Here is a 25978-nt window from a genome sequence, read left to right as displayed (position 1 = left end):
GCCGCTGCTTCCCGGACCGGGCGACCGGACCGTCCGTCATCGCCACACTTGGCCGCATGAGGACGAACGAACCGGGTCGCGAGATCGGTCATCTGACGGGCCACTACTGGGAGTTCCTGCTGGAGCGCGACCCACTGCTGAGGGTCCGCCAGGGGCTCCCGGTGGAGACGCTGCCCGGGGTGTCGCTCGCCGAGGCCGAGGAGCGGGCGCGGTTCGCCGAGGGCGTCCTGGCCCGGGTGCGGGCGCTCGACGGCGTGGAGCTGTCCGGTGCCGACGCCGACACCGCCGAGTTCCTCGCCGGGCTGGCTGAGCAGGAGCTGAGCGCCCTCCGCTGCTACTGGCTGACGCCCGCCGCCACGCCGTACCGGCTGTTCTCGCTGTCCCAGTACGCCGACGCGGTCCTGTGTCCCTTCCGTTTCTCCGGACGGTCCGACGTCGAGCGCTACCTGGTGCTGGTGCACGAACTGGCCGGGGTGGTCAGCTCGATCGGCGACAAGGTGGCGGGGCAGGCGGACCGGGGCTTCAGGGTGCCGGCCCCCGCTCTCGCGGGCGCGCGCGCCACCGTCGCCGGTCTGCGGGAGTCGGTCGTCCGCCGGGCGGAGGTGGACGACGGCCGGCTCGGCGCACTGGGCCCGGCCGATCGCGGACGGCTTCGGGGCGGTGTGCGACGCCTGGTGCGCGCCGAGTTGGCGCCGTCCTTCGACCGCCTGCTCGCCGTCGTCGACGATCCGGCCTATCGGCGCGAGGCTCCACAGGCCGTCGGCTGGGCCCAGTACGACGGCGGTGAGGAGGCGTACCGGGAGTTCGCCCGGCTCCATGCCGGGGGTGACACGCCGCCGGAGCGGCTCCACGAGCTCGGCCGCGACCAGTGCCGCGAACTGGCCGAGCGGATGCGGGACGTCCGTGGCCTGCTCGGATTCCGGGGCTCCGAGGGCGAGTTCCACGACCGGCTGCGGACCGAGCCCCGCCTGTACGCCCGGACGCCCGAGGAGGTCGAGGCGCGCTACCGCGGCCACCTCGACCGGCTGGCCCCGCTGCTGCCGCGGTGGTTCGCCGTGCTGCCGGCCGCGCCGTACGGGCTGGCCCGGCTGGATCCGGCGCTGGAGGCGGGGATGACCTTCGGGTACTACGAGCTGCCGACCGTCGCCAGCCCCATCGGGCACTACCGCTACAACGGCTCGGACCTGGACCGGCGGTCGCTGCTGGGTTCGGCCTCGCTGATCTACCACGAGCTGGCTCCCGGGCACCACTTCCACCTCGCCCGGCAGGCGGAGGACCTCGGACTGCCGCAACTGCGCCGCGAGGTGGCGGGGTTCACGGCTTTCAACGAGGGCTGGGCCGAGTACGCGGCCGGTCTGGGGTGGGAGATGGGCCTCTACGACGACCCGTGGGACGCGTACGGGCGCCTCGCGCAGGAGCGGTTCACCGCGCAGCGCCTCGTCGTCGACACCGGGCTCAACCTCGGGACGATGGGCCTGGAGCAGGCGCGGGACTTCATGCGCGCCAACTCCACCGAGTCGGATGACCAGATCGCCTCGGACCTGCTGCGGTACTCGACGGACCTGCCCGGGCAGGCGCTCTCCTACCGGGCCGGCTACCTGGAGTTCTGCCGACTGCGGGCCGGTGCCGAAGTCGACCCGGGTGCCGGCTTCGACGTGCGGGCCTTTCACGAGGCGGTGCTGGGAGGCGGCGGACTGCCGTTCCCCGCCCTGCGGCAGCGGGTGGCCCGTGAGCTCGGAAAGCCTCAGTAAGTAGGAAAATAATCCTATTGGCTCGTTTGGTGAGTGCGCATACGGAAATCCGTGCTAATAGGAAAGGTCGGGAGCACTCGCATGAGTGAAACCGGCGGGGACTGTTTGGCCTCGATGGACCTGGTTCGACTACGGTGGCGGAAGAGCGGGCGGTGAACCTCATTCACGAGGAATTCGGAGCGGCAGTCGAACTCGCGAATTCCGACAATGGGTTCTTCCGTCCGCCCAGCTGTGCGCTGCTCCGGTGTTCGCAGTGCCCGGGGTCCCTGTCATACGTATGCGTAGAGAGGATGGAGCATCATGCCACCCGTAGTACCGCCCTTCCTGATCGGCCTTGTCGTCGCGCCACTGGCCAAGCGTCTCCTCAAGCCGCTGCTTCGCGGCGTCGTCAAGACGTCCGTCGGTCTCGCGATGGAGGTGAAGAAGGCGGCCCACGAGGCCGGGGAGAACATTCACGACCTCGCGGCCGAGGTGGCCGCCGAGGTGGTGGCGGCACAGATCATCGCCGGTGACGTCGTAGCCCGTTCGAGCGACGACCGGCGGCCCACCGAGAACGCCACCCCGAGCGGCGGGAAGGACGAGGCCGCCGACCGGGCCGCGGCCGAGGCCGAGGCGAGGGCCCCGAAGATCCGCACGACCGCCGGCGTCGGCAAGGCGCACTGACGGAGTGCCCGGCGGTACCGGCCGCCGCGTGGACGGGCTTCCCGTTCCCCGGGAGTACCCGTCCATGCGGGGTCGGCCGCAGGCTCGCCGGCCGCATCACTTCTCTCTCCAGAACTTCCACTCCGTCGCAGTAATCCGTCATCCCCGTGACGGTTTTCGGCGACCTCCGCAAACAGGTGATCGTACACATGCCATCTCTGCTGGGTGCCGCAGCCGGTTATCGCTCCGTGGATGTGGACGTGCGCCCGCGCTCGGTCATTCCGGGCCGCCAGCGCTGGGACGTCAAGCTGGTTCTCGGACGGCCCCAGGCGGCCGAAATCCTCGCCGCGGCCCTGCGGCGCATCCCCGGGATCACCGAGGCACAGGCCAACCCGATCACCGGCGGGGTCCTCGTCCGCCACGACGCGCGGGTGGCCGCCGCGGACGTCGGCCGACTCGTCCGCCGAGCCGTCACCCTGGTCGTGAACGGCGCGGCCGCCGCCACCCGGCCCGCTGCCGAACCGGTTCCGCGCGCCGATGGCGGCGTCGTGCGCCCCGTGCTCGCCGTCGGGGGTGGCGTGGCGGCCGGGATCGCGCTGATCCGTGGGTCGGCGCTGAGCAAGCAGCTGGTCGCACTGGGCGGCGTGGCGGCGGCCACCGCGGCCGTCGTCCGGACGGCCTGGCGCAGAACGGTCGACGCGACCAGCGACCTGTCCGGGGCCGAACGACACCCCCTGCTGGAGATCGTCGGACCGCACCGCCGGCGCCTCTACCGCGCCTCCGCGCTGGCGGTCGCCTGCCAGATCTCGGAGATGGCGCTCGGCACCTTCCTCGGCTGGACCGCGTTGGTCCTCATCAAGGGCGAGGCCGCGCCGCTGGTCCGCGTCGGTCTGACCACCGCGTCCGCCCAACTCTGGGGTCTGGCAGCTCTGGTGGCCGCCGCCTGCGCCGCCGTGGCGGGCCTCTCGTACTCCTCGAACCTCCAGTGGCGCCAGCTCGGCCAGGACATCGAGCACGACTGGCGCAACCGGACGTACGCCCACGTGCAGCACCTCGAACTGCGGCACCTGGAAGGCGAGCGGACCACCCGGATCGCCGGTGCGCTCACCGACGACGTCCGCCAGCTGGGCGCATTCTTCGCCACCTCGGCCAGCGACCTGCTGCAACTGGGCACCAGCCTGGCCGTCCTGGTGCCGCTGTTCCTGCTGCTGGCACCGCAGATCGCCTGGATCGCGTTCCTGCCCATCCCGGTCATCGCCTGGCTGTCGTTCCACTACCAGGACAAGGTCGCGGCCGACTACGCCGTCTCCGGCGAGTACCGGGCCAGGCTGCACAGCCAGCTGGTGAACACGCTGGAGGCCGGTGCCACCGTCAAGAGCTTCTGCACCGAGGACTACGAGGCCGAGCGCATCGACCGGCTGAGCGGGGAGGCCCAGGAGAGCAACCGGCAGACCGACCGGAGCACGATCCGGCACGCCGAGATCGTTCGGGTCTGCACGACCAGCTCGATGGCCGGAACCCTGCTGATCGGTGGCCGGTCGGTGCTCAACGGCAGCCTGCCGTTCGAGGTGTTCAGCCCGCTGATCGGGCTGCCCCAGATGGTGCTGCTGCGGATGAACCGGCTCGGCGGCATCGTCGACCAGTACCAGCGCACGCTGGCCGCCCACGACCGGGTCCAGCGGCTGCGCGCCCTGCCCGTCGAGGCCGACGGCACCGGCGGACCGTTCGACGGCGAGAAGGTGCACGGCGAGATCGTCCTCGACAAGGTGACGTTCGCCTACCCCGGCCGGCCGCCGGTGCTGGAGGACCTCTCGCTGACCATCCCCGCCGGCCAGGTCACCGCCCTCGTCGGCGCCACCGGCTCCGGCAAGACAACGATCGCCAAACTGCTGATGCGCTTCCAGGACGCGGAGTCCGGAAGCGTGCTGCTCGACGGGCGGGACGTGCACGACCTGACGCGCCGGGACCTGCGCCAGGCGATCGGGTTCGTCGCTCAGGACCCCTTCCTCTTCGACGGCACCATCGCCGACAACATCCGCTACGGCAGCTTCGGCGCCTCGGACGAGGCCGTGGTCGAGGCGGCCACGATGGCCGAGGCGCACGCCTTCGTCGCGACGCTGCCGGACGGCTACGACACGGTGATCGGCGAACGCGGCGCCGCCCTCTCCGGCGGCCAGCGGCAGCGGATCGCCCTGGCGAGGGCGATCCTGAAGGACGCGCCCGTCGTGATCCTCGACGAGGCCACCTCTGCGGTGGACAACGAGACCGAGGCGGCCATTCAGCGGACGCTCCGGAGGTTCGCCGCCGAGCGGACCATGGTCGTGATCGCCCACCGGCTCTCCACCGTCCGCCACGCGGACCGGATCTACGTCATGGACAAGGGCGGCGTCGTGGCCGAACAGGGTACCCACGACGAACTGCTGGCGCAGCACGGCCTCTACGCGTCCCTCTGGCACCTCCAGGCCGGCGAACTCGCCGCCTGAGCACCGCAGCAGCACCCGCCCGCCGACCGCGTGACGTCACCGCGGCCGGCGGGGCCCGGCGTGCCCTGCGCGCACGCCCGCCCACACTTCTGGAGGTACCCCCATGTCCCGTCGCGACGGCGACGTCCTTCCCCTGACTGCGGCACAGCGCGAGATCTGGCTCGCCGAGCAGCACGCGCGGACAGCACTCGACGCCTACCGCATCGGCGATTACCTGGAGATCCACGGACCGGTCGACGCGGAGATCGTCGAGACCGCGTTGCGCCGGGTCGTCGACGAGATCGACGTGCTGCACGTGACGTTCGGCCACGACGGGCAGGACCCACGTCAGATCGTTCGTGCGGAATGGGACTGGACACCGACCCGGCTCGACCTCGGCTCGGAGCCCGACCCCAGGGCGGCGGCCCTGGCATGGATGGCCCGGGACCGGGTGCGCCCGCTGGACCTCACCCGTGACCCGCTCTTCAGCTTCGCGCTGATCGACCTCTCGCCGACGCACCACATCCTGTACCAGAACTACCACCACCTGGTGATGGATGGATTCGGCCTCTCCCTCGTCCGGCGGCGGATCACGCGGGTGTACACCGCGCTGGCCGCAGGCGGACCGGTCCCGCCGTCGTCGTTCCGTTCCCTGGACGTCCTGATCCGCAGCGACGCCGACTACCGCGCCTCGGAGCAGTTCGCCTCCGACCGGTCGTACTGGACGGAGCTTCTCGCCGACCGGCCGGATCCGACCCGGCTCACCGGTCGGGCTCCGCAGAGCGGGAACGGCCCGCATCCCGCGGTGGAACCGGCGGTGCTCCGCGTGGAAGCGCTGCGATCGGCGGCACAGGAGACGGAAGGCCACTGGTCCCGGCCGCTGATCGCAGCGGTGGCCCTCTACACCCACCGGCTCACCGGGGACCGGGACGTGCTGATCGGCCTTCCCGTCACCGGGCGCGAGGGAGCCGGACGCGCGCTGATGTCGGCGCCCGGCACGGTGGCGAACGTGGTGCCCCTCCGTCTGTCGGTGCGACCGGACACGCGGTGGCACGATCTGGTCGCAGAGGCGGCACGGGAGGCCGATGCGGCCCTCGCGCACCAGTGCTACCGCAGTGAAGAACTGTTCCGAGACCTCGGGGTCCCGGGTGCCACCGGGGCGGCGTTCCCGCTCGTCGTCAACATCATGGCCTTCGACTCCGCGCCGAGCTTCGCCGGGCACCCTGCGACGTTGCACTACCTGTTCCCGGAGCCGACCACCGGGCTGTCACTCTGGATCACGGGCCGGCGGGGAGACGACGAACTCCGGGTCGAACTCAAGGGTGCGCCCCAGACCTGGAACAACGACGAACTCGCCGTCCACCAAAGGCGTCTGCTCGCGCTGCTGGACACCGTCGCGAACTGCGCTCCGCAGGAGCCGGTCGGCCGGATCGGACTGATCGCCGCGGACGAGGAGCGGGAACTGCTGGAGCTGGGCGCCGGCCCGGCGGCCGAGGGCTCCGCCGGCAGCTTGCCGGAGGTGTTCCGGGCACAGGTGCGGGCGACTCCGGACGCTGTCGCGGTGGTGGGGCCGGACGCGTCCCTGACGTACGCGGAGTTGGACGCTCGGGCGAACCGGCTGGCGCACGCCCTGATCGCCCGCGGGGTGGGGCCGGAGCGGCTGGTGGCGGTGGCCCTGCCGCGCTCGGCCGAGCTGGTGGTCGCGATCCTCGCAGTGGTCAAGACGGGGGCGGCGTACGTCCCGGTCGATCCGGAGTACCCCGCCGCCCGGATCGGGTACCTGCTCGACGACGCCCGGCCGGTCCTGGTGGTGACCGACTCCCGCACCCGGGACCGGCTGCCGGAGCCCGGTGCCGCCGAGCGGCTGGTGGTCGACGACCCGGGGACGGCCGCGCTGGTCGCGGGTTGCCCGGCAGCGGATCCGGAGGTGGCCGTCGATCCGGAGCACCCGGCCTACGTCATCTACACCTCCGGCTCGACCGGGCGACCCAAGGGCGTGGTGCCGACGTACGGTGGGCTGCTCAACCTGTTCGCCGACCACCAGCGGACGATGTTCCCGCCACTGCTGAAGGAACGGCAACGACTGCGGGTGGCGCTGACCACGTCGGTGTCGTTCGACGCATCCTGGAACCAACTGCTGGCCCTGTTCGCCGGCCACGAACTGCACGTCCTGGACCACGCGACCTGGACCGACCCGGACGCCTTCGTCGACTACGCCCGGAGCCGTGGCCTCGACTTCATCGAGGCCACCCCGTCCTACCTCCAAGTCCTCGTCGCACGGGGACTGCTGGACGATCCGCAGTGGCGTCCGGCGGTGGTCGCAGCCGGTGGGGAGGCCGTTCCGGAGCGGCTGTGGGAGCAACTCCGTGAGGCCGACGAGGTGTCCTGCCTGAACTTCTACGGGCCGTCCGAGTGCACGGTCAACTCGGTCGTCGCACCGCTGGGGTCGAGTCGGCGCCCGGTGATCGGCCGCCCGGTCTCGGGCGCCCGGCTGTACGTGCTGGACGGCGCGTTGCGACCGATGCCGACGGGTGCGGTGGGCGAGCTGTACATCGCCGGCGAGGGCCTGGCGCGGGGCTACCTGAACCGGCCGGGTCTGACCGCCGCGCGTTTCACGGCCGACCCGTTCGGGCCGGCCGGCTCCCGCATGTACCGCACCGGTGACCTGGTGCGGTGGGACGCGGACGGGAACCTGGAGTTCCTCGGCCGTACCGACGACCAGGTCAAGATCCGGGGATTCCGGATCGAACTCGGCGAGATCGAGGCCGTGCTCGTCGAACACCCGCAGGTCGCACAGGCCGCCGTTCTGGCGCGGGCCGAAGAGGGCACCCGGCTGGTCGCCTACGTCGTGCCGGCATCCGGTGCCGAGGTGGCCGCGGCCGCGCTGCGCGAGCACCTGCGCGAACGGCTGCCGGAGTACATGGTGCCGGCCGCGTTCGTGACGCTGGACGCGCTGCCGCTGACACCGAACCGGAAGCTCGACCGCCGGGCCCTCCCGGCGCCCGAGCAGATCGCCGCCGCCCCGGGCCGCGCCCCGCGCACCGCGACCGAGCACCTGCTCGCCGGCCTGTTCGCCGAGGTGCTCGGTGTGCCGGCGGTCGGCGCGGACGACAGCTTCTTCGACCTCGGCGGGCACTCGCTGCTGGCCACCCGACTGGTCTCGCGGGCGCGGTCGGCGCTCGGCGTGGAACTGAGGCTGAGCGACCTGTTCGACGCGCCGACGGTGGCGGAACTGGCGGCGGCGGTGGACGTCGCGGACCGGGCGCGCCCGGCGCTGGAGCGGCGCGAGCGGCCCGAGCCGGTCCCGCTGTCCTTCGCGCAGCGTCGGCTGTGGTTCCTGCACCGCATGGAGGGCCCGAGCGCCACGTACAACATCCCGCTGACCCTGCGGCTGTCCGGCAACCTGGACCAGCGGGCCCTGGACGCCGCCCTGGCGGACGTGGTCGAGCGGCACGAGAGCCTGCGTACCGTTTTTCCGGTGGTCGACGGCGTGCCGTGCCAGCGGGTGCTGGACCCCGACGAGGCACGGCCGCTGCTGCGGATGACCGAGGCCGGCGAGCGCGACCTGCCGGATCTTGTGGCGGAGGCGGCCCGGCACGGCTTCGAGCTCTCCGCGGAGCCGCCGCTGCACGCCGAGCTGTTCCGGCTCGGCACCGAGGAGCACGTGTTGCTGCTGGTGGTGCACCACATCGCCGGTGACGGCTGGTCGGCGGGGCCGCTCCTGCGGGACCTGAGGACCGCCTACGCGGCCCGTGCCGAGGGGGCGAAGCCGGAGTGGTCGCCGCTGCCCGTCCAGTACGCCGACTACGCCCTCTGGCAGCAGGAGCTGTTGGGCGACGGTGCGGACCCGGACAGCCTGCTGAACGGCCAACTCGCCTACTGGAAGGAGCAGCTGGCGGACCTGCCCGAGCAGGTCGAGCTGCCCTTCGACCGGCCCCGGCCGGCCGCGATGTCCTACCGGGGCGCCCACCTGCCGGTGCGGATCGACGCCGAGCTGCACCAGGGCCTGCGCGCGCTCGCCCGGGACGGCGGCGCCAGCCTGTTCATGGTGCTGCAGGCCGGCCTGGCCGCCCTGCTGGGCAAGCTCGGCGCGGGCAGCGACGTCCCGATCGGCACGCCGATCGCCGGCCGCACCGACGAGGCCCTGGACGACCTGGTCGGCTTCTTCGTCAACACCCTGGTGCTGCGCACCGACCTGTCCGGCGACCCGTCGTTCACCGAACTGCTGGGCCGGGTACGCGGCGACGCGCTGGCCGCCTACGCGCACCAGGACGTGCCGTTCGAGCACCTGGTGGAGGCGTTGAACCCGACCCGGTCGCTGGCGCACCACCCGCTGTTCCAGACCATGCTCGCCCTGCAGAACGCGCCGCTCGGCGCCCTCGACCTGCCAGGCCTGCGGGTGACGACCGACCTGGTCTCCACCGGGACGGCCAAGTGCGACCTGACCTTCATGGTGACCGAACAGCCCGGCGCGGACGGGCTGTCGGTCCTGGTGGAGTACAGCACCGATCTGTTCGACGAGGCCACCGTGGCGGGGATCGTCGACCGGTGGCTGCGGCTGCTGCGCGCCGTCGTCGCCGACCCCGGCCGACGGATCGGCCAGGTGGACGTGCTGTCCGCCGACGAGCTCCGCGCGCTGCTGCCGGCCGACGCCGGCCGGAGCGCGGAACTGCCGGAGAGCAGCCTGGCCGAGCTTTTCGAGCGGCAGGTGCGGGCCGACCCGGCCGCACTCGCCCTCACGGACGGCGAAGTCACCCTGACGTACGGAGAGTTGAACGGCCGGGCGAACCGCCTGGCGCGCGCACTGATCGCCCGCGGGGTCGGCCCGGAGCAGCTGGTGGCACTGGCCCTGCCGCGCACGGCGGAGCTGGTCGTGGCCGTCCTCGCGGTGCTCAAGGCCGGCGGCGCCTACGTGCCGGTCGACCCGGCGTACCCGGCCGCCCGGATCGCCTACCTGCTCCAGGACACCCGGCCCGCGCTGCTCGTGACGACGAGCCGGATCGGCGGGCTTCCGGCGGCGGACCACCTGGACCGGCTGCTGCTGGACTCCGCCGACCTGGACGGGCTGCCGGACACGGACCCGGGGGCCACCGTCGATCCCGGCCACGCCGCCTACGTCATCCACACCTCCGGCTCCACCGGCAACCCCAAGGGCGTGGTGGTCCCGCACCGCAACGTGGTGCGCCTGTTCCGGACGACGGAGGACCTGTTCGGCTTCACCGCCGACGACGTCTGGACCCTCTTCCACTCCTACGCCTTCGACTTCTCGGTGTGGGAGCTGTGGGGCGCGCTGCTGCACGGCGGCCGCCTGGTGGTCGTGGACCACGAGACCAGCCGCTCGCCCGGCCGGTTCCTGGAACTCCTCGCCCGCGAGCGGGTGACGGTGCTCAACCAGACGCCGTCCGCCTTCTACCAGCTGATGCAGGCGGACGCCGAGCAGCCGCGTGAACTCGCCCTGCGGACCGTCGTGTTCGGAGGTGAGGCGCTGGAGCCCGCCCGGCTCGCGAGCTGGTACGAGCGGCACCCGGACGACGCGCCGCGGCTGGTCAACATGTACGGCATCACCGAGACCACGGTGCACGTCACGTACGCCGCGCTCGACCGGTCCGGCACCGCCGCCGGCCAGATCGGCACGGCCCTCCAGGACCTGCGCGCGTACGTGCTCGACGACGGCCTGCGACCGGTCGCGCCGGGGGTGCCCGGCGAACTGTACGTCGCGGGCGCCGGCCTGGCACGCGGCTACCTGGACCGGCCCGGCCTGACCGCCGGACGGTTCGTGGCGGACCCGTTCGGACCGCCGGGATCCCGGATGTACCGCAGCGGCGACGTGGTGCGCCGAGCCGCAGGGGGGTCCGCCCGGCCGGTGGGGGCACCTCCCGGCCTCCCCGTGGGGGCACCCCCGGCCGAAGGCTGGGGGACTTCGGCCGGGGGGACCCCCATGGCTGGGGGCGCTGGGGGAGGGAGCCTGCGCTACGTCGGCCGGGCCGACCAGCAGGTGAAGGTGCGCGGCTTCCGGGTCGAACTCGGCGAGATCGAGGCGACGCTGGCCGTGCACCCCGACGTCGCCCAAGTCGCCGTCCTGGCGCGGCAGGACCGGGCCGACGACACCCGGCTGGTCGCGTACCTGGTGCCGGCCCCGGGTGCCGCGCCGCGCGCGGCCGGGTTGCGTGGGCACCTGAGCGAGCGGCTGCCGGAGCACATGGTGCCGTCGGCGTTCGTCGTGCTGGACGCGTTGCCGCTGACCGCCAACGGCAAGCTGGACCACCGGGCCCTGCCCGCCCCCGACCTCGCCCCGGTCCGGCCGGGGGGACCCCCAAGCCGCGCGCCGCGCACCCCGCAGGAGCAGGTCCTCTGCGAGCTGTTCGCCGAGGTCCTGGGTGTGGCGTCGGCCGGCGTCGAGGACGGCTTCTTCGACCTGGGCGGGCATTCCCTGCTCGCCACCCGCCTGGCCGCCCGGATCCGCGCGACGCTCGGCGTGGAGATGCCGCTGCGCACCCTGTTCGAGGCGCCGACCCCGGCCGGCCTGGCCGCCGCCCTGGTGGCGGCCGGACCGGCGCAGACCGCCCTGGTACGGCGCGAGCGCCCCGAGGTGATCCCGCTGTCGTTCGCGCAGCGACGGCTGTGGTTCCTGCACCAGCTGGAGGGCGCCAGCGCGAACTACCACATCTCCCTGGCCTGGCGGCTGTCCGGGGACCTGGACCGGAGGGCCCTGGAGGCCGCCCTCGCGGACGTGGTCGGGCGGCACGAGAGCCTGCGGACCGTCTTCCCGGCCGTCGACGGCGTCCCGTACCAGCAGGTGCTGGACGTCGTGGCGGGCCGCCCGCGGCTGCTCGTGAGCCGGACCACCGAGGCCGAGCTGTCCGCCCTGATGGCGGCGGCGAAGGACCGGCCGTTCGACCTGGCGGGCGATGCGCCGCTGCGGGTCGACCTGTTCGAGCTGGCGCCGGACGAACACGTGCTCCAGGTGGTGCTCCACCACATCGCGGGTGACGGCTGGTCGCTGGGCCCGCTCGCGCAGGACCTGACCGCCGCCTACGCGGCGCGCCGCCGCGGCGAGGAGCCGCGGTGGGAGGAGCTGCCGGTCCACTACGCCGACTACACCCTGTGGCAGCAGGAGCTGCTCGGCGAATCCACCGACCCGGACAGTCCGTTCGCCCGCCAGGCGGCCTATTGGACGCGGCAGTTGGCCGGTCTCCCGGAGCGGATCCAGCTGCCCGCCGACCGGCCCCGCCCGGCGGCCGCCTCGCACCGGGGCGGCTTTGTGCGCGCCGGACTGGACGCCGAACTGCACCGCGGTCTGCGCGAGCTCGCCCGGGAGCACGGCACCAGCCTGTTCATGGTCCTCCAGGCCGGGCTGGCGGCGCTGCTGAGCAAGCTCGGCGCGGGCGACGACATCCCGGTCGGCAGCCCGGTCGCCGGTCGGACCGACCAGGCACTGGACGAGCTGGTCGGCTACTTCGTCAACACCCTGGTCTTCCGCACCGACACCTCGGGCGATCCGACCTTCGCCGAGCTACTGGACCGGGTCCGGGACACCTCGCTGGCCGGGTACGCCCATCAGGACCTGCCGTTCGAGCACCTGGTCGAAGCCCTCAACCCGGTGCGCTCGCTGGCGCACCACCCGCTGTTCCAGGTCATGCTGGTGCTGCAGAACGCACCCCGTGCCGACTTCGCGCCGCCCGGGCTGCACGTCGACGACATGCCGCTGACGACGACCACCGCCAAGCTCGACCTGATCTTCACCATGTCCGAGCGGCAGGCGCAGGACGGTCCCCCTGGGTCTGACGGCTCGGGAGGTGCCCCCACCCCGGAGGGGATCGACGGGCTCATCGAGTACGCCGGCGACCTCTACGATCCGGCCACCGTCGAGACGATCTTCAGGCGCTGGGAGCGACTGCTCCGCGCCGTGGTCGCCGACCCGCAGCGGCGGCTCAGCCGGGTCGGCGTGCTTTCCGCCGAGGAGCACGGCGACCTGGAGGCACTGGGCACCGGACCGGAGGTGGAGCTTCCGGCCGTGAGCGTGCCGGAGCTGTTCCGGGCGCAGGTGCGGGCGACGCCGGACCTGGTGGCGCTGGTGTGCGGGGACGTCTCGCTGACGTACAAGGAGTTGGACGCGCGGGCGAACCGGCTGGCACACGCCCTGATCGCGCGGGGCGCGGGGCCGGAACGGCTGGTGGCGGTGGCCCTGCCGAGGTCGGCCGAGCTGGTGGTGGCGATCCTCGCGGTGCTGCGGGCCGGGGCGGCCTACGTCCCGGTCGATCCCGAGTACCCGGCCGCGCGGATCGGGCACATGCTGGACGACGCCGGCCCGGTCCTGGTGGTGACCGATGCCCGGACCCGGGGCCGACTGCCGGAGGCCGGTCCGGCCGGGTGGCTGGTGCTCGACGACCCGGCGACGGCCGCCCTGGTGGCCGACTGTCCGGAGACGGACCCCCTGGTCGCCATCGACCCGAGGCACCCGGCTTACGTGATCTACACCTCCGGCTCCACCGGCAGGCCCAAGGGCGTGGTGTCGACCCACGGCGGCCTGCTCAACCTGTTCGTCAGCCAGCGTCCGCTGCTGTTCCCCCGGCGGACGAAGCAGCGGCTGCGGATCGGGCTGACGACCTCGGTGTCGTTCGACGCCTCCTGCGACCAGCTGTCCAGCCTGTACGCGGGCCACGAACTGCACGTCCTGGACGAGGCGACCTGGTCCGACCCGGACGCCTTCGTCGACTACGTCGCGCGCGCCGGGCTGGACTACGTCAACGCCACCCCGTCCTATCTGCAAGTGCTCGTCGCACGAGGGCTCCTGGACGACCCGGGGCGCCGTCCCTCGGTGGTCTCGATGGGCGGGGAGGCCGTTCCGGACCAGCTGTGGGAGCGGTTGCGGGCCGTCGAGGGAGTGTCCTGCCTGAACTACTACGGGCCGTCCGAATGCACGGTGGACGCCGTCGTCGCACCGCTGGAATCGAGTCCGCGCCCGGTGATCGGCCGGCCGCTCGGGGGCATCCGGCTGTACGTCCTCGACAGCACGCTGCAGCCGGTGCCCGCGGGCGTGGCGGGTGAGCTGTACCTCGCCGGAGCGGGTCTGGGCCGCGGCTACCTGAATCAGCCGGGGCTTACCGCGGGACGGTTCGTGGCGGACCCGTTCGGTCCGAGCGGCACGCGTATGTACCGCACCGGCGACCTGGTGCGCTGGGACGCGTCCGGCAACCTGGAGTTCCTCGGCCGGACCGACGACCAGGTCAAGGTGCGCGGCTTCCGCATCGAACTCGGCGAGATCGAGGCGGCGTTGGCGGAACACCCGCAGGTCGCCCAGGTCGCGGTGACCGTCCGGGAGGACCGGGTGGGGGACGCGCGGCTGGTCGCCTATCCCGTTGCCGTCGCCGGGGCGGAACTCCAGCCGGACGAGCTGCGGGCACACCTGCGCGAGCGGCTGCCGGACTACATGGTTCCGGCCGCCTTCGTGTCCCTGGAGAGCCTGCCGCTGACAGCCACCGGCAAGCTGGACCGGCGCGCGCTGCCCGCACCCGTCCACACCGCGCCGCGGGCCGGCAGGGCCCCGCGCACCCCGCAGGAGCAGGTTCTCGCGGAACTGTTCGCCGAGGTGCTGGGCGTGGCCGAGGTCCGGGCCGACGACGACTTCTTCGACCTCGGCGGGCACTCCCTGCTCGCCACCCGGCTGGTCGCCCGGGCGCGTGTCACGCTCGGGGTGGAACTGGAGCTGCGCGCCCTCTTCGAGACGCCGACGGTGGCCGGGCTGGCCGCCGGGCTCGGCGGAGCCGGCCGGGCGAGGCTCGCGCTGCGCCCTGCGGAGTGGCCGATGGGGGCACCCCCGGCCGATGGGGGCACCTCCAAGCCTCCCCAAGCCTTCGGCCGGGGGTACCCCCATGGCTGGGGGCCCCGGGGGACGGTCCCGCTGTCCTTCGCGCAGCGACGGCTGTGGTTCCTGCACCAGTTGGAGGACGCCGGCTCGGTCTACAACATGCCGCTGGCGTGGCGGCTGACCGGTGAACTCGACCGGACCGCCCTGCAGGCGGCGCTCGGCGACCTCGTTGCCCGGCACGAGAGCCTGCGCACGATCTACCCCCAGGTCGACGGGGTTCCCCGTCAGGAGGTGCTGGACGCCGGAACGGCCCCACCTCGGCTGGCCGTCACCCGGATCGCTGAGGCGGACCTGTCGGAGCTGCTGACGGCAGCGGCGGTGCGCGGATTCGACCTCGCGACCGAACCACCGCTGCGCGCGGAGCTGTTCGAGGCGGCGCCGGACGAGCACGTGCTGCTGGTGGTGATGCACCACATCGCCGGTGACGGTTGGTCGCTGGGCCCGTTGTCCGCCGACCTGGCCACCGCGTACGCGGCACGCCGCCGCGGCGAGGAGCCGCAGTGGGCGCCGCTGCCCGTGCAGTACGCCGACTACACCCTGTGGCAGAACCGGCTGCTCGGCGACGCGGCCGATCCGGACAGCCTGTTCGCCCGCCAGACGGCCCACTGGACGCGGACGCTGGCCGACCTTCCGGAGCAGCTCCGGCTCCCTGCGGACCGCCACCGCCCCGCGACCCCCTCCTACGCCGGCGGGCACCTCGAGGTCGAACTGGACCCCGAACTGCACGCCGGCCTGGTCCGGCTGGGCCGGGAGCGCGGCGCCAGCGTGTACATGGTGCTGCAGGCCGCCCTGGCATCGCTGCTGGACAAGCTCGGCGCGGGCACGGACATCCCGGTCGGCAGCCTGATCGCCGGCCGGACGGACCAGGCGCTGGACGACCTCGTCGGGTTCTTCGTCAACACCCTGGTGCTGCGCACCGACACCTCGGGCGACCCGACCTTCGCGGAGCTGCTGGCCCGGGTCCGGGAGGGCGCGCTGGCAGCCTACGCCCACCAGGACCTGCCGTTCGAGCACGTCGTCGAGGCCCTCAACCCGGCCCGGTCGCTGGCCCGTCAGCCGCTGTTCCAGGTGCTGCTCGCGCTGCAGAACGTGCCCCGCACCGAGTTCGCGCTGGACGGTCTGGGCTCCGAGATCCTCCTGGTGCGCACGCCCACCGCGATGTTCGACCTCGGCTTCCACCTGCTGGAGCGCGGCGGCACCGGCGGGCCGGCCGAGGGCATCGTCGGGCGGGTCGAGTACAGCACCGACCTGTTCGACCACTCGACGGTGGAGACGCTGGTCGCCCGGTGGTTGCGGTTGCTGGCGGCTGTGGTCGCCGAGCCGGACCGGCCGCTGAGCCGGATCGACGTCCTCACCGCCGAGGAGCGGCACGAGCTGCTGGTCGCCTGCAACGACACCGCCCGTCCGGTCCCCACGGCTGATCTGCCCGCGCTGTTCGAGGCGCGGGTCCGGGCGACCCCCAAGGCCCAGGCCGTGGTGTTCGAGGACACCGTGCTGACCTACCGCGAGCTGAACCGCCGGGCCAACCGCCTGGCCCACGCGCTGATCGCGCGCGGCGTGGGCCCGGAGCAGGTCGTAGCCCTGCGGCTGCCGCGCTCGGCCGAGCTGGTGGTCGCCGTCCTCGCGGTGCTCAAGACGGGCGCGGCGTACCTGCCGGTCGACCCGGACTACCCGGCCGCCCGCATCGCGTACATGCTGGAGGACGCGCGCCCGGCCGTGGTGCTCGACGACCTCGCGGCCGTCACACCGGCCGACGAGCAGCCGGAGCACGATCCGGCCGTCCCCGTGGACGCCCGGCACCCGGCCTACGTCATCTACACCTCAGGCTCCACCGGACGGCCGAAGGCCGTGGTGATGCCCGCCGCCGGACTGCTGAACCTGCTGGAGTGGCACCACGAGGCCGTCGGCGGCGAACCCGGCACGCGGGTCGCGCAGTTCACCGCGATCAGCTTCGACGTCTCGGTGCAGGAGGTGCTCTCCGCGCTGCTGTACGGCAAGACCCTGGTGGTGCCGACCGAGGACCAGCGGCGCAGCGCCGAGCTGTTCGCGCACTGGCTGGACCGGCACCGGGTGGAGGAGTTGTTCGCACCGAACCTGGTGGTCGAGGCGCTGGCCGAGGCCGCCGAGGAGGCCGGGCTGGAACTGCCGCACCTGCGGCTGGTCGCCCAGGCCGGCGAGGCGATGCGCCTCGGCGGTGCCGTGCGCCGCTTCCAGGCCCGCCGGCCGGGCCGGGTGCTGCACAACCACTACGGCCCCGCCGAGACCCATGTGATCACCGCCTACCCGCTGCCGGCCGACCCGGCCGACTGCCCGCTGCCCGTGCCGATCGGCCGTCCGATCGCCAACTGCCAGGTGTACGTGCTGGATCCGGCGCTGCGACCGGTCGCCCCCGGTGTGCTGGGTGAGCTGTACCTCGCCGGGACGGGCCTGGCCCGCGGCTACCTGGACCGGCCCGGGCTCACCGCCGGGCGCTTCGTCGCCGACCCGTACGGTCCGGCGGGCGCCCGGATGTACCGCACCGGCGACCTGGTCCGCTGGCGCGCCGACCGCGAGCTGGAGTTCGCCGGCCGGGTCGACCACCAGGTGAAGGTGCGCGGGTTCCGGGTCGAGCCGGGCGAGATCGAGGCCGAGCTGACCGCGCACCCGGGCGTCGCCCAGGTCGCGGTGCTCGCCCGGGAGGACCGGATCGTCGCGTACGTCGTCCCCCTGGCCGGGAGCGGGGCGAGCGCGGCGGCGCTGACGGCGTACCTGCGCGACCGGGTGCCGGACTACCTGGTGCCGTCCGCGTTCGTGCTGCTGGACGCGCTGCCACTGACGCCGAACGGGAAGCTGGACCGGGCGGCGCTGCCCGCGCCCGATACCGGTCCCGCCGGGAGCGGCCGTGCGCCGCGCACGCCGCAGGAACAGATCCTGTGCGAGCTGTTCGCCGAGGTGCTGAGCCGGCCTCGGGTCGGAGTCGACGACGACTTCTTCGACCTCGGCGGGCATTCCCTGCTCGCCACCCGGCTGGTCTCGCGGGTCCGGGCGACCCTCGGGGTCGAACTGGAGCTGCGCAGCCTGTTCCGGACCCCGACACCCGCCGGGCTGGCGGCCGGTCTGCACGACGCCGGCGCCGCGCGGCAGGCCCTGGTACCCCGGCCCCGCCGCGAGCCGATGCCGCTGTCGTTCGCCCAGCGCCGGCTCTGGTTCCTCCAGCAGTTCGGGGCGCCGAGCGCCACCTACCACATGCCGCTGGCGCTGCGGCTGTCCGGTGACCTCGACCGGGCCGCGCTGAGCGCCGCGCTCGCGGACGTGGTGGCCCGGCACGAGACCCTGCGCACGGTCTTCCCGCACACCGCCGGAGTGCCGTACCAGCGGGTGCTGGACACCGTCGAGGTCGCCGTCCCGCTGGCCGTACGCGCGGCCGGCGAGGCGGAGGTGCCCGCCCTGCTGCGCGAGGCGGCGGTGCGTGGCTTCGACCTGACCTCGGAAGTACCGCTGCGGGCGGAGCTGTTCGCGGTCGCGCCGGACGAGCACGTGCTGCTGCTGGTCATGCACCACATCGTCGGGGACGGCTGGTCCATGGGTCCGCTGGCCCGCGACCTGGCCACCGCCTACACCGCCCGGCGGGGCGGCGGGGCGCCGGCCTGGCCGCCGCTGCCGGTGACGTACGGCGACTACACCCTGTGGCAGCACGAGATCCTGGGCGACGAGCACGACGCCGACAGCGTGTTCGCCCGCCAGGTCGCCTACTGGACACAGGCGCTGGCCGGGCTGCCCGAGCAGTTGCAGCTGCCCGCCGACCGGCCGCGCCCGGCCGCCATGTCGTACCGCGGCGACCTGCTGGAACTCCGGATCGACGCCGAACTGCACACGGCGCTGGTGGAGTTGGCGCGACGCTCGGGTGCGAGTCTGTTCATGGTGCTGCAGGCCGCGCTCGCCGCGCTGTACACCCGGCTGGGCGCGGGCACGGACATCGCGATCGGCAGCCCGATCGCGGGGCGTACCGACGAGGCGCTGGACGACCTGGTCGGGTTCTTCATCAACACGCTGGTGCTGCGCACCGACACGAGCGGTGATCCGGGTTTCGCCGAGTTGCTGGGGCGGGTGCGGGAGACGGCGCTGTCGGCGTACGCGCACCAGGACGTGCCGTTCGAGCACCTGGTGGAGGTGCTGAACCCGTCCCGCTCGCTGTCCCACCACCCGCTGTTCCAGACCGGGCTGGTCGTGCAGAACGCGCCGGGTCGTGACTTCGAGCTGCCGGGTCTCCAGGTCTCCGGGGTGAACGTGCTCACCGGGACCGCGCGGCTCGACCTGACCTTCGGGTTCGCGGAGGAGCACGGGCCCGACGGCGCGCCGGCCGGGCTCAGCGGTGCGGTCGAGTACAGCACCGACCTGTTCGACCGCTCGACGGTCGAGGCCCTGGTCGCCCGGTGGACCAGGCTGCTGGCCGCGGTCGCCGCCGCGCCCGACCAGCCGATCGGCGGAATCGACCTGCTGTCGGCCGAGGAGCGCTGCGAGCTGCTGCCCGCCGTCGAGGACGGGGCGGCCGAGGTGAGCCTGCCGGAGCTGTTCGCGGCGCGGGTGGCGGCGACTCCGGACGCGGTCGCGCTGGTCCGTGGCGACGAAGAGTTGACGTACCGTCAGCTTGGTGCGCGGGCGAACCGGTTCGCGCATGCGCTGATCGCCCGGGGCGTCGGCCCGGAGCGGGTCGTGGCGGTGGCGCTGCCGCGGTCGGTGGAGTCGGTGGTGGCCGTCCTGGGTGTGCTGAAGGCCGGGGCGGCGTACCTGCCGGTGGATCCGGCGTACCCGCAGGCACGGATCGACTTCATGCTGGCGGACGCCCGTCCGGCCGTGGTGGTCGACGACCCGGCGATGGTGGCCGAGGGGGACTGGCCGGAGACCGACCCTGTGGTCGCGCTCGACGTCCGGCACCCGGCGTACGTGATCTACACCTCGGGCTCGACCGGCCGGCCCAAGGGCGTGGTGGTGAGCCACAGCGGCGTGTCGGGCCTGGTGGCGGCACAGGTCGAGCGGCTCGGCGTGGCGCCGGGCAGCCGGGTGCTCCAGTTCGCCTCGCCCAGCTTCGACGCGTCGTTCTGGGACCTCTGCAGCGCCCTGCTGACCGGTGCCGCCCTCGTCCTGGCCCCGTCCGAGGCCCCACTGGAAGCGCTGACGGACCGTCGGCTCGACGTCACCCACGTGACGCTGCCGCCCTCGGCCCTGGCGGCGCTGGACGACGCCGAGCTCACGGCCGCCACCCTGGTGGTCGCCGGTGAGGCGTGTGCGCCGGAGCTGGTGGCCCGGTGGGCGCCCGGGCGCCGGATGATCAACGCCTATGGTCCGACCGAGACGACGGTGTGCGCGACGATGAGCGACCCGCTGTCGCCCGGCTCGGGCGTGCCGCCGATCGGCCGGCCGGTCGCGGGCTTCCGGGCGTACGTGCTCGACGAGCGACTTCGCATCGTGCCGCCGGGTGTGGCAGGGGAGTTGTACGTCGCCGGCCCCGGTCTGGCCCGCGGGTACCTGAACCGGCCCGGGCTCACCGCCGGCCGGTTCCTCGCCTGTCCGTTCGGTGCGTCGGGCATGGGGGCACCCCCGGCCGAAGGCGGGGGGAGGATGTACCGCACCGGTGACGTGGTGCGCCGCCGGGCCGGGGGCGCCGGGGGAGGCGAGCTGGAGTACGTCGGCCGCGCCGACGACCAGGTGAAGGTGCGCGGTTACCGCGTCGAACTCGGTGAGGTCGAGGCCGCGCTGGCCGGGCACCCCGGGGTTGCCCAGGCCGCCGTCGTGGCCCGGGACGATCGGCTCATCGGCTATGTCGCGGCCCGTCCCGACGCGGCCTCCCCCAGTGCGCCCAGCCACGGGGGTCCCCCCGGACGAAGTCTGGGGGAGGCCGGGAGGTGCCCCCTCGGGCCGGGTGGACCCCCGAGCCCGGCGGAGCTGGCGGCGTACCTGCGCGACCGGCTGCCCGACTACCTGGTGCCGGCCGTCTTCGTGGTGCTGGACGTGCTGCCGCTGACCCCCAACGGCAAGCTGGACCGCTTCGCGCTGCCCGCTCCCGACCTCGGCTCGGCCGAGGCCGGTCGGGCGCCGCGCACGCCGCAGGAGCAGATCCTGTGCGAGCTGTTCGCCGAGGTGCTGGGCCTGCCGCGGGTCGGGGTCGACGACGACTTCTTCGACCTCGGCGGACACTCCCTTCTCGCCACCCGGCTGGCCGCGCGGGTGCGCTCGGTGCTCGGCGTGGAGCTCGGGCTGCGCGCGCTCTTCCAGGCGCCCACCGTTGCGGGGCTGGCCGAGGCGCTGGCCGGGGCCGGCCACGCTCGTCCGGCGCTGACCGTCCACGAGCGGCCTGAGGCGGTGCCGCTCTCCTTCGCCCAGCGCCGGCTCTGGTTCCTGCATCGCATGGACGCCGCCGCGGCGACCTACCACATCCCGCTGGCGCTGCAGCTGACCGGGACGCTGGACCGGTCCGCGCTGGACCAGGCGCTGGCTGACGTGGTGGCCCGGCACGAGAGCCTGCGGACGGTGTTCCCGGAGGTGGACGGCGTCCCGTGCCAGCGCGTCCTGGACCCGGCCGAGGCCCGGCCCCGGCCCAGGCTGACCGAGGTCTCGCAGGCCGAACTGCACGACCGGCTCGCCGAGTTCGCCCGGCGGCCCTTCGACCTGGCGGCGGAGCCGCCGCTGCGGGCGGAGCTGTTCGCTGTCGAGCCGGACGAGCACGTCCTGCTGCTGGTGATGCACCACATCGCCGGTGACGGCTGGTCCACCGGCCCGCTGGCGCGGGACCTCGCCGAGGCGTACGCCGCCCGGAGCGAGGGCCGGGGGCCGAGCTGGTCGAACCTTCCGGTGCAGTACGCCGACTACACCCTGTGGCAGCGCGACCTGCTCGGCGACGCCGCAGACCCGCAGAGCCGGTTCGCCGAGCAGCTGGACTACTGGAAGCGGCAGCTGTCCGACCTGCCGGAGCTGGTCCAGTTGCCCGCCGACCGGCCGCGGCCGGCCGTCGCCGGTCGGCACGGGGACCACATCGGCCTGGAGCTCGACTCCGAACTGCACGCCGCCCTGGTGGAGTTGGCGAGGAGCACCGGGACGAGTCTGTTCATGGTGCTGCAGGCCGCGCTCGCCGCGCTGTACACCCGGCTGGGCGCGGGCACGGACATCCCGATCGGCAGCCCGATCGCGGGGCGTACCGACGAGGCCTTGGACGAGCTGGTCGGGTTCTTCGTGAACACGCTGGTGCTGCGCACGGACACCAGTGGTGATCCGGGTTTCGCCGAGTTGCTGGGGCGGGTGCGGGAGACGGCGCTGTCGGCGTACGCGCACCAGGACGTGCCGTTCGAGCACCTGGTGGAGGTGCTGAACCCGTCCCGCTCGCTGTCCCACCACCCGCTGTTCCAGACCGTCCTGGCCGTGCAGAACGCACCGATGGGCCGGTTCTCGCTGCCCGGGCTGGAGGTGGCCACCTACGCGGTCGCGACCGGAACCGCCAAGTTCGACCTCGGGGTGAGCCTCGTCGAGCAGTTCGGTCCGGACGGGAGCCCGGCCGGGATCGTCGGTGCAGTCGAGTACGCCACCGACCTGTTCGACCGCTCGACGGTCGACGCCCTCGCCCGGCGCTGGACGCTCCTCCTGGAGGCCGTCACCGCCGACCCGGAGCAGCCGATCGGGCGGATCGACCTCCTCGACGCCGACGAGCGGCACCGCCTGCTGGAGCGGGGCAACGCGACCGCCCGTGAGGTGGGCGCCGTCCCGGTGCCGGAGGCGTTCGCGGCCCAGGTGGCGGCGACGCCGGATGCGGTCGCCCTCGTCCGTGGCGAGGTCGAGTTGACGTACCGGGAGTTGAACGCGCGGGCGAACCGGTTCGCGCACTCGCTGATCGCCCGTGGGGTGGGGCCGGAGCAGCTGGTGGCGGTGGCGCTGCCGCGGTCGGTGGAGTCGGTGGTGGTCGTCCTGGGTGTGCTGAAGGCCGGGGCGGCGTACCTGCCGGTGGATCCGGCGTACCCGCAGGCACGGATCGACTTCATGCTGGCGGACGCCCGTCCGGCGCTGATGGTCGACGACCCGGCGATGGTGGCCGAGGGCGATGGGCCGGAGACCGACCCCGTGGTCGCGCTCGACGTCCGGCACCCGGCGTACGTGATCTACACCTCGGGTTCGACCGGCTGGCCCAAGGGCGTCGTGGTCGCTCACGGCGGCGTCGCGAGTCTGGTCGCCGGGCAGATCGAGCGGTTCGCGATCGAGCCGGACAGCCGGGTGCTCCAGTTCGCCTCGCCCAGCTTCGACGCCTCGGTGTCGGAGATCTTCACCGCCCTGCTGCGCGGCGCCGCCTTGGTGCTGCCCCCGGCGGCGGATCCGGTCGCCGCGCTGACCGACCCGGGCCTCGCGGTCACCCATGTGACCGTGCCCCCGTCCGTCCTGGCGGCCCTGCCGGAGGGCGCGACGACCGTGTCGACGCTGGTGGTGGCGGGCGAGGCGTGTCCGCCGGAGCTGGTGGCGCGCTGGGCGCCGGGCCGGCGGATGATCAACGCGTACGGTCCGACGGAGACCACGGTGTGCGCGACGATGAGCGACCCGCTGTCGCCCGGCTCGGGCGTGCCGCCGATCGGCCGGCCGATCGCCAACGCCCGGGTGTACGTGCTGGACGAGCAGCTGCGGCCGGTCCCGCCGGGCGTGCCGGGTGAGCTGTACGTCGCGGGTGCCGGTCTGGCCCGCGGCTACCTGAACCGGCCCGGCCTGACCGCCGGGCGGTTCGTCGCCTGCCCGTTCGGTCCTTCGGGCGCCAGGATGTACCGCACCGGCGACCTGGTGCGCTGGCTGGGCTGGGGGACTCCGGCCGGGGGGACCCCCATGGCTGGGGGCGCCGGGGGAGGCCGGCTGGAGTACGTCGGCCGCGCCGACGACCAGGTGAAGGTCCGCGGCTTCCGGGTCGAGCCCGGCGAGATCGAGGCCGCCCTGGCCGAGCACCCCGCCGTCGCCCGGGCCGCCGTCCTCGCCCGGGACGACCGGCTCGTCGGCTACGTCGTCCCGCACCAGGACACCGCCCGGGACGGCGGCCTGGAAGCGGACCACGTGGGCGAGTGGCAGGACATCTATGACGCCCTGCCCATCGCTCCCGAGGAAGCCGCCTTCGGCCAGAACTTCGTCGGCTGGAACAGCAGTTACGACGCGAGCCCGATCCCCGTCGAGCAGATGCGGGAGTGGCGGGACGCCACCGTGGCCCGCATCCTGGCGCTGCGCCCGCGCCGCGTGCTGGAGGTCGGTGTCGGCACCGGCCTGCTCCTCTCCCAGATCGCACCGCACTGCGAGACCTACTGGGCGACCGACTTCTCCGCCACCGCCATCGACGCCCTGGCCGCGCAGGTGGACCGGCAGGAAGACCTGGCCGGGCGCGTGGTGCTGCAGACCCGCCCGGCACACGACACCGAAGGACTGCCGGCCGGACGGTTCGACACCATCGTGATCAACTCGGTGGTGCAGTACTTCCCGTCCGCCGACTACCTCGCGGACGTGATCGGAAGGCTGATGAGGCTGCTCGCCCCCGGCGGCGCGCTCTTCGTCGGCGACGTCCGCAACCTGCGCCTGCTGCGCCCGCTGGCCACCGCCGTCCAGCTGCACCGGACCGGCGGCGCCGACCTCGCGGCCGTGCGCCGGGCGGTCGAGCAGGCCGTGAGGGTGGAGAAGGAGCTCCTGGTCGACCCGGACTTCTTCACCGCTCTGAGGGAGCAGGGCACGGAGGTCGGCGCGGTCCTGGTGGAGGTCAAGCGCGGCAGCCACCACAACGAACTGAGCCGCTACCGCTACGACGTGACGCTGCACAAGCCGCCGGTGGCCCCGGCGGCCCCGGGCCGGTCCGTCGAGCTGGAGTGGGGACGGCAGGTCGCCGGGCCGGCAGAGCTGCGCGAGCTGCTCGCCGAACCGCCCGCCGACGTGCTGCGGATCACCGGCGTGCCGAACCGCCGCGTGCTGCGCGAGGCCGCCCTGGCCCGGGCGGTGCAGGACGGGGACGGCTCGCTCGCCGAGCTGGTGGAGCGGCTGCACGCCCCGGAGGAGGCCGACCTTCCCGACCCGGAGGACTTCCACGCCCTCGGGCGGGAGTTCGACCGCTGGGTGGGCGTCACCTGGTCGGCCACCGAGGCCGACGCCGTGGACGTCGTCTTCGCCGACCCCCGGACGCACCACGGCTCCCCGGTCGAGCCCTACCGGCCGACCCGGACCTCCGGCCGGGCGCTCTCGTCGCTGACCAACCGCCCGACCGGCAGCCGGGGCACCGGCGCCCTCATCGGTGAACTCCGCGACTGGCTGCGCGGACGGCTCCCCGACTACCTGATCCCGTCGGCGTTCGTGGCGCTGGAGGCGCTGCCGCTGACGGCCAGCGGCAAGCTCGACCGCCGCGCGCTGCCCGCTCCCGACCTCGGCTCGGCCAATGTCGGGAGGGCACCCCGCACCCCGCAGGAACAGCTCCTCGCCGAGCTGTTCGCCGAGGTGCTCGGGTTGGCGCAGGTCGGGGTCGAGGACAGCTTCTTCGACCTGGGCGGACACTCCCTGCTGGCGACCCGCCTGGCCTCCAGGGTCCGGGCGACCCTCGGCGCGGAGCTGGAGGTCCGGACGCTGTTCGAGACCCCGACCGTGGCCGCCCTGGCGGCCCGCCTGGACGGCTCCGGAACGGCGCGGCCCGCGCTCACCGCGCAGCCGCGCCCCATGGGGGCACCTCCCGGCCGTCAGGGCCGGGAGAGGGTGCCGCTGTCCTTCGCCCAGCGCCGCCTGTGGTTCCTGCACCGGATGGACGGGCCGAGCGCCACCTACAACATGCCGCTCGCGCTGAGCCTGACCGGCGAGCTGGACCGCCCGGCCCTGCACGCCGCGCTCGCGGACGTGGTCGCCCGGCACGAGAGCCTGCGGACGGTCTTCCGCGAGACGGACGGCGTGCCGTACCAGGTCGTGCTGAGCGGCGCGCAGGCGCACCCCGCGCTGCCGGTGGTCGAGCTCGACGAGGGCTCACTGACCGAGCGGCTGGCGCAGACGGCCCGGCGCGGCTTCGACCTGGCGGCGGAGCCGCCGGTCCGGGCGGAGCTGTACGCGATGGCCCCGGACCGGCACGCGCTGCTGGTCGTGGTGCACCACATCGCCGCCGACGGCTGGTCGATGGGCCCGCTCGCCGGCGACCTGGCCGCGGCCTACGCGGCCCGCTGCCGGGGCGAGGAGCCGCAGTGGTCCCCGCTGCCGGTGCAGTACGCCGACTACTCCCGGTGGCAGCGCGACCTGCTCGGCGACGC

The 25978-nt window shown here is 73.7% G+C and carries 4 protein-coding genes; all 4 read left to right on the top strand.

Annotation, left to right across the window (positions count from 1 at the left end):
• The first annotated feature begins 56 nt into the window (after window positions 1–56).
• A complete protein-coding gene (locus ACFC1R_RS18865; protein WP_375939904.1) occupies window positions 57–1751 on the top strand; it encodes a DUF885 family protein in 1695 nt (564 codons plus the stop codon).
• Between the two features lie 300 nt (window positions 1752–2051).
• Window positions 2052–2414: a DUF5132 domain-containing protein gene (locus tag ACFC1R_RS18860; protein ID WP_375939902.1), complete on the top strand. Its 363-nt coding sequence runs from the start codon at window positions 2052–2054 to the stop codon at window positions 2412–2414.
• A gap of 188 nt (window positions 2415–2602) precedes the next feature.
• The gene (locus tag ACFC1R_RS18855; RefSeq protein ID WP_375939900.1) at window positions 2603–4876 is read left to right on the top strand and encodes an ATP-binding cassette domain-containing protein; all 2274 of its coding nucleotides are present in this window, start codon (window positions 2603–2605) and stop codon (window positions 4874–4876) included.
• 103 nt (window positions 4877–4979) lie between these two features.
• A partial coding sequence (locus tag ACFC1R_RS18850) for a non-ribosomal peptide synthase/polyketide synthase (RefSeq protein WP_375939898.1) occupies window positions 4980–25978 on the top strand: 20999 nt, incomplete at its 3' end.

The sequence above is a fragment of the Kitasatospora sp. NPDC056138 genome, from assembly GCF_042264695.1.
Taxonomy (GTDB): Bacteria; Actinomycetota; Actinomycetes; order Streptomycetales; family Streptomycetaceae; genus Kitasatospora.
Note: the sequence above shows the minus strand (reverse complement) of the source record. Positions and strands in the feature narration are given on the sequence as shown.

Excerpts from the sequence above, each read along its gene's own strand:
- ACFC1R_RS18855 (WP_375939900.1), top strand. The coding sequence starts at position 2,603 with ATGCCATCTCTGCTGGGTGCCGCAGCCGGTTATCGCTCCGTGGATGTG.
- ACFC1R_RS18865 (WP_375939904.1), top strand. The coding sequence starts at position 57 with ATGAGGACGAACGAACCGGGTCGCGAGATCGGTCATCTGACGGGCCAC.
- ACFC1R_RS18860 (WP_375939902.1), top strand. The coding sequence starts at position 2,052 with ATGCCACCCGTAGTACCGCCCTTCCTGATCGGCCTTGTCGTCGCGCCA.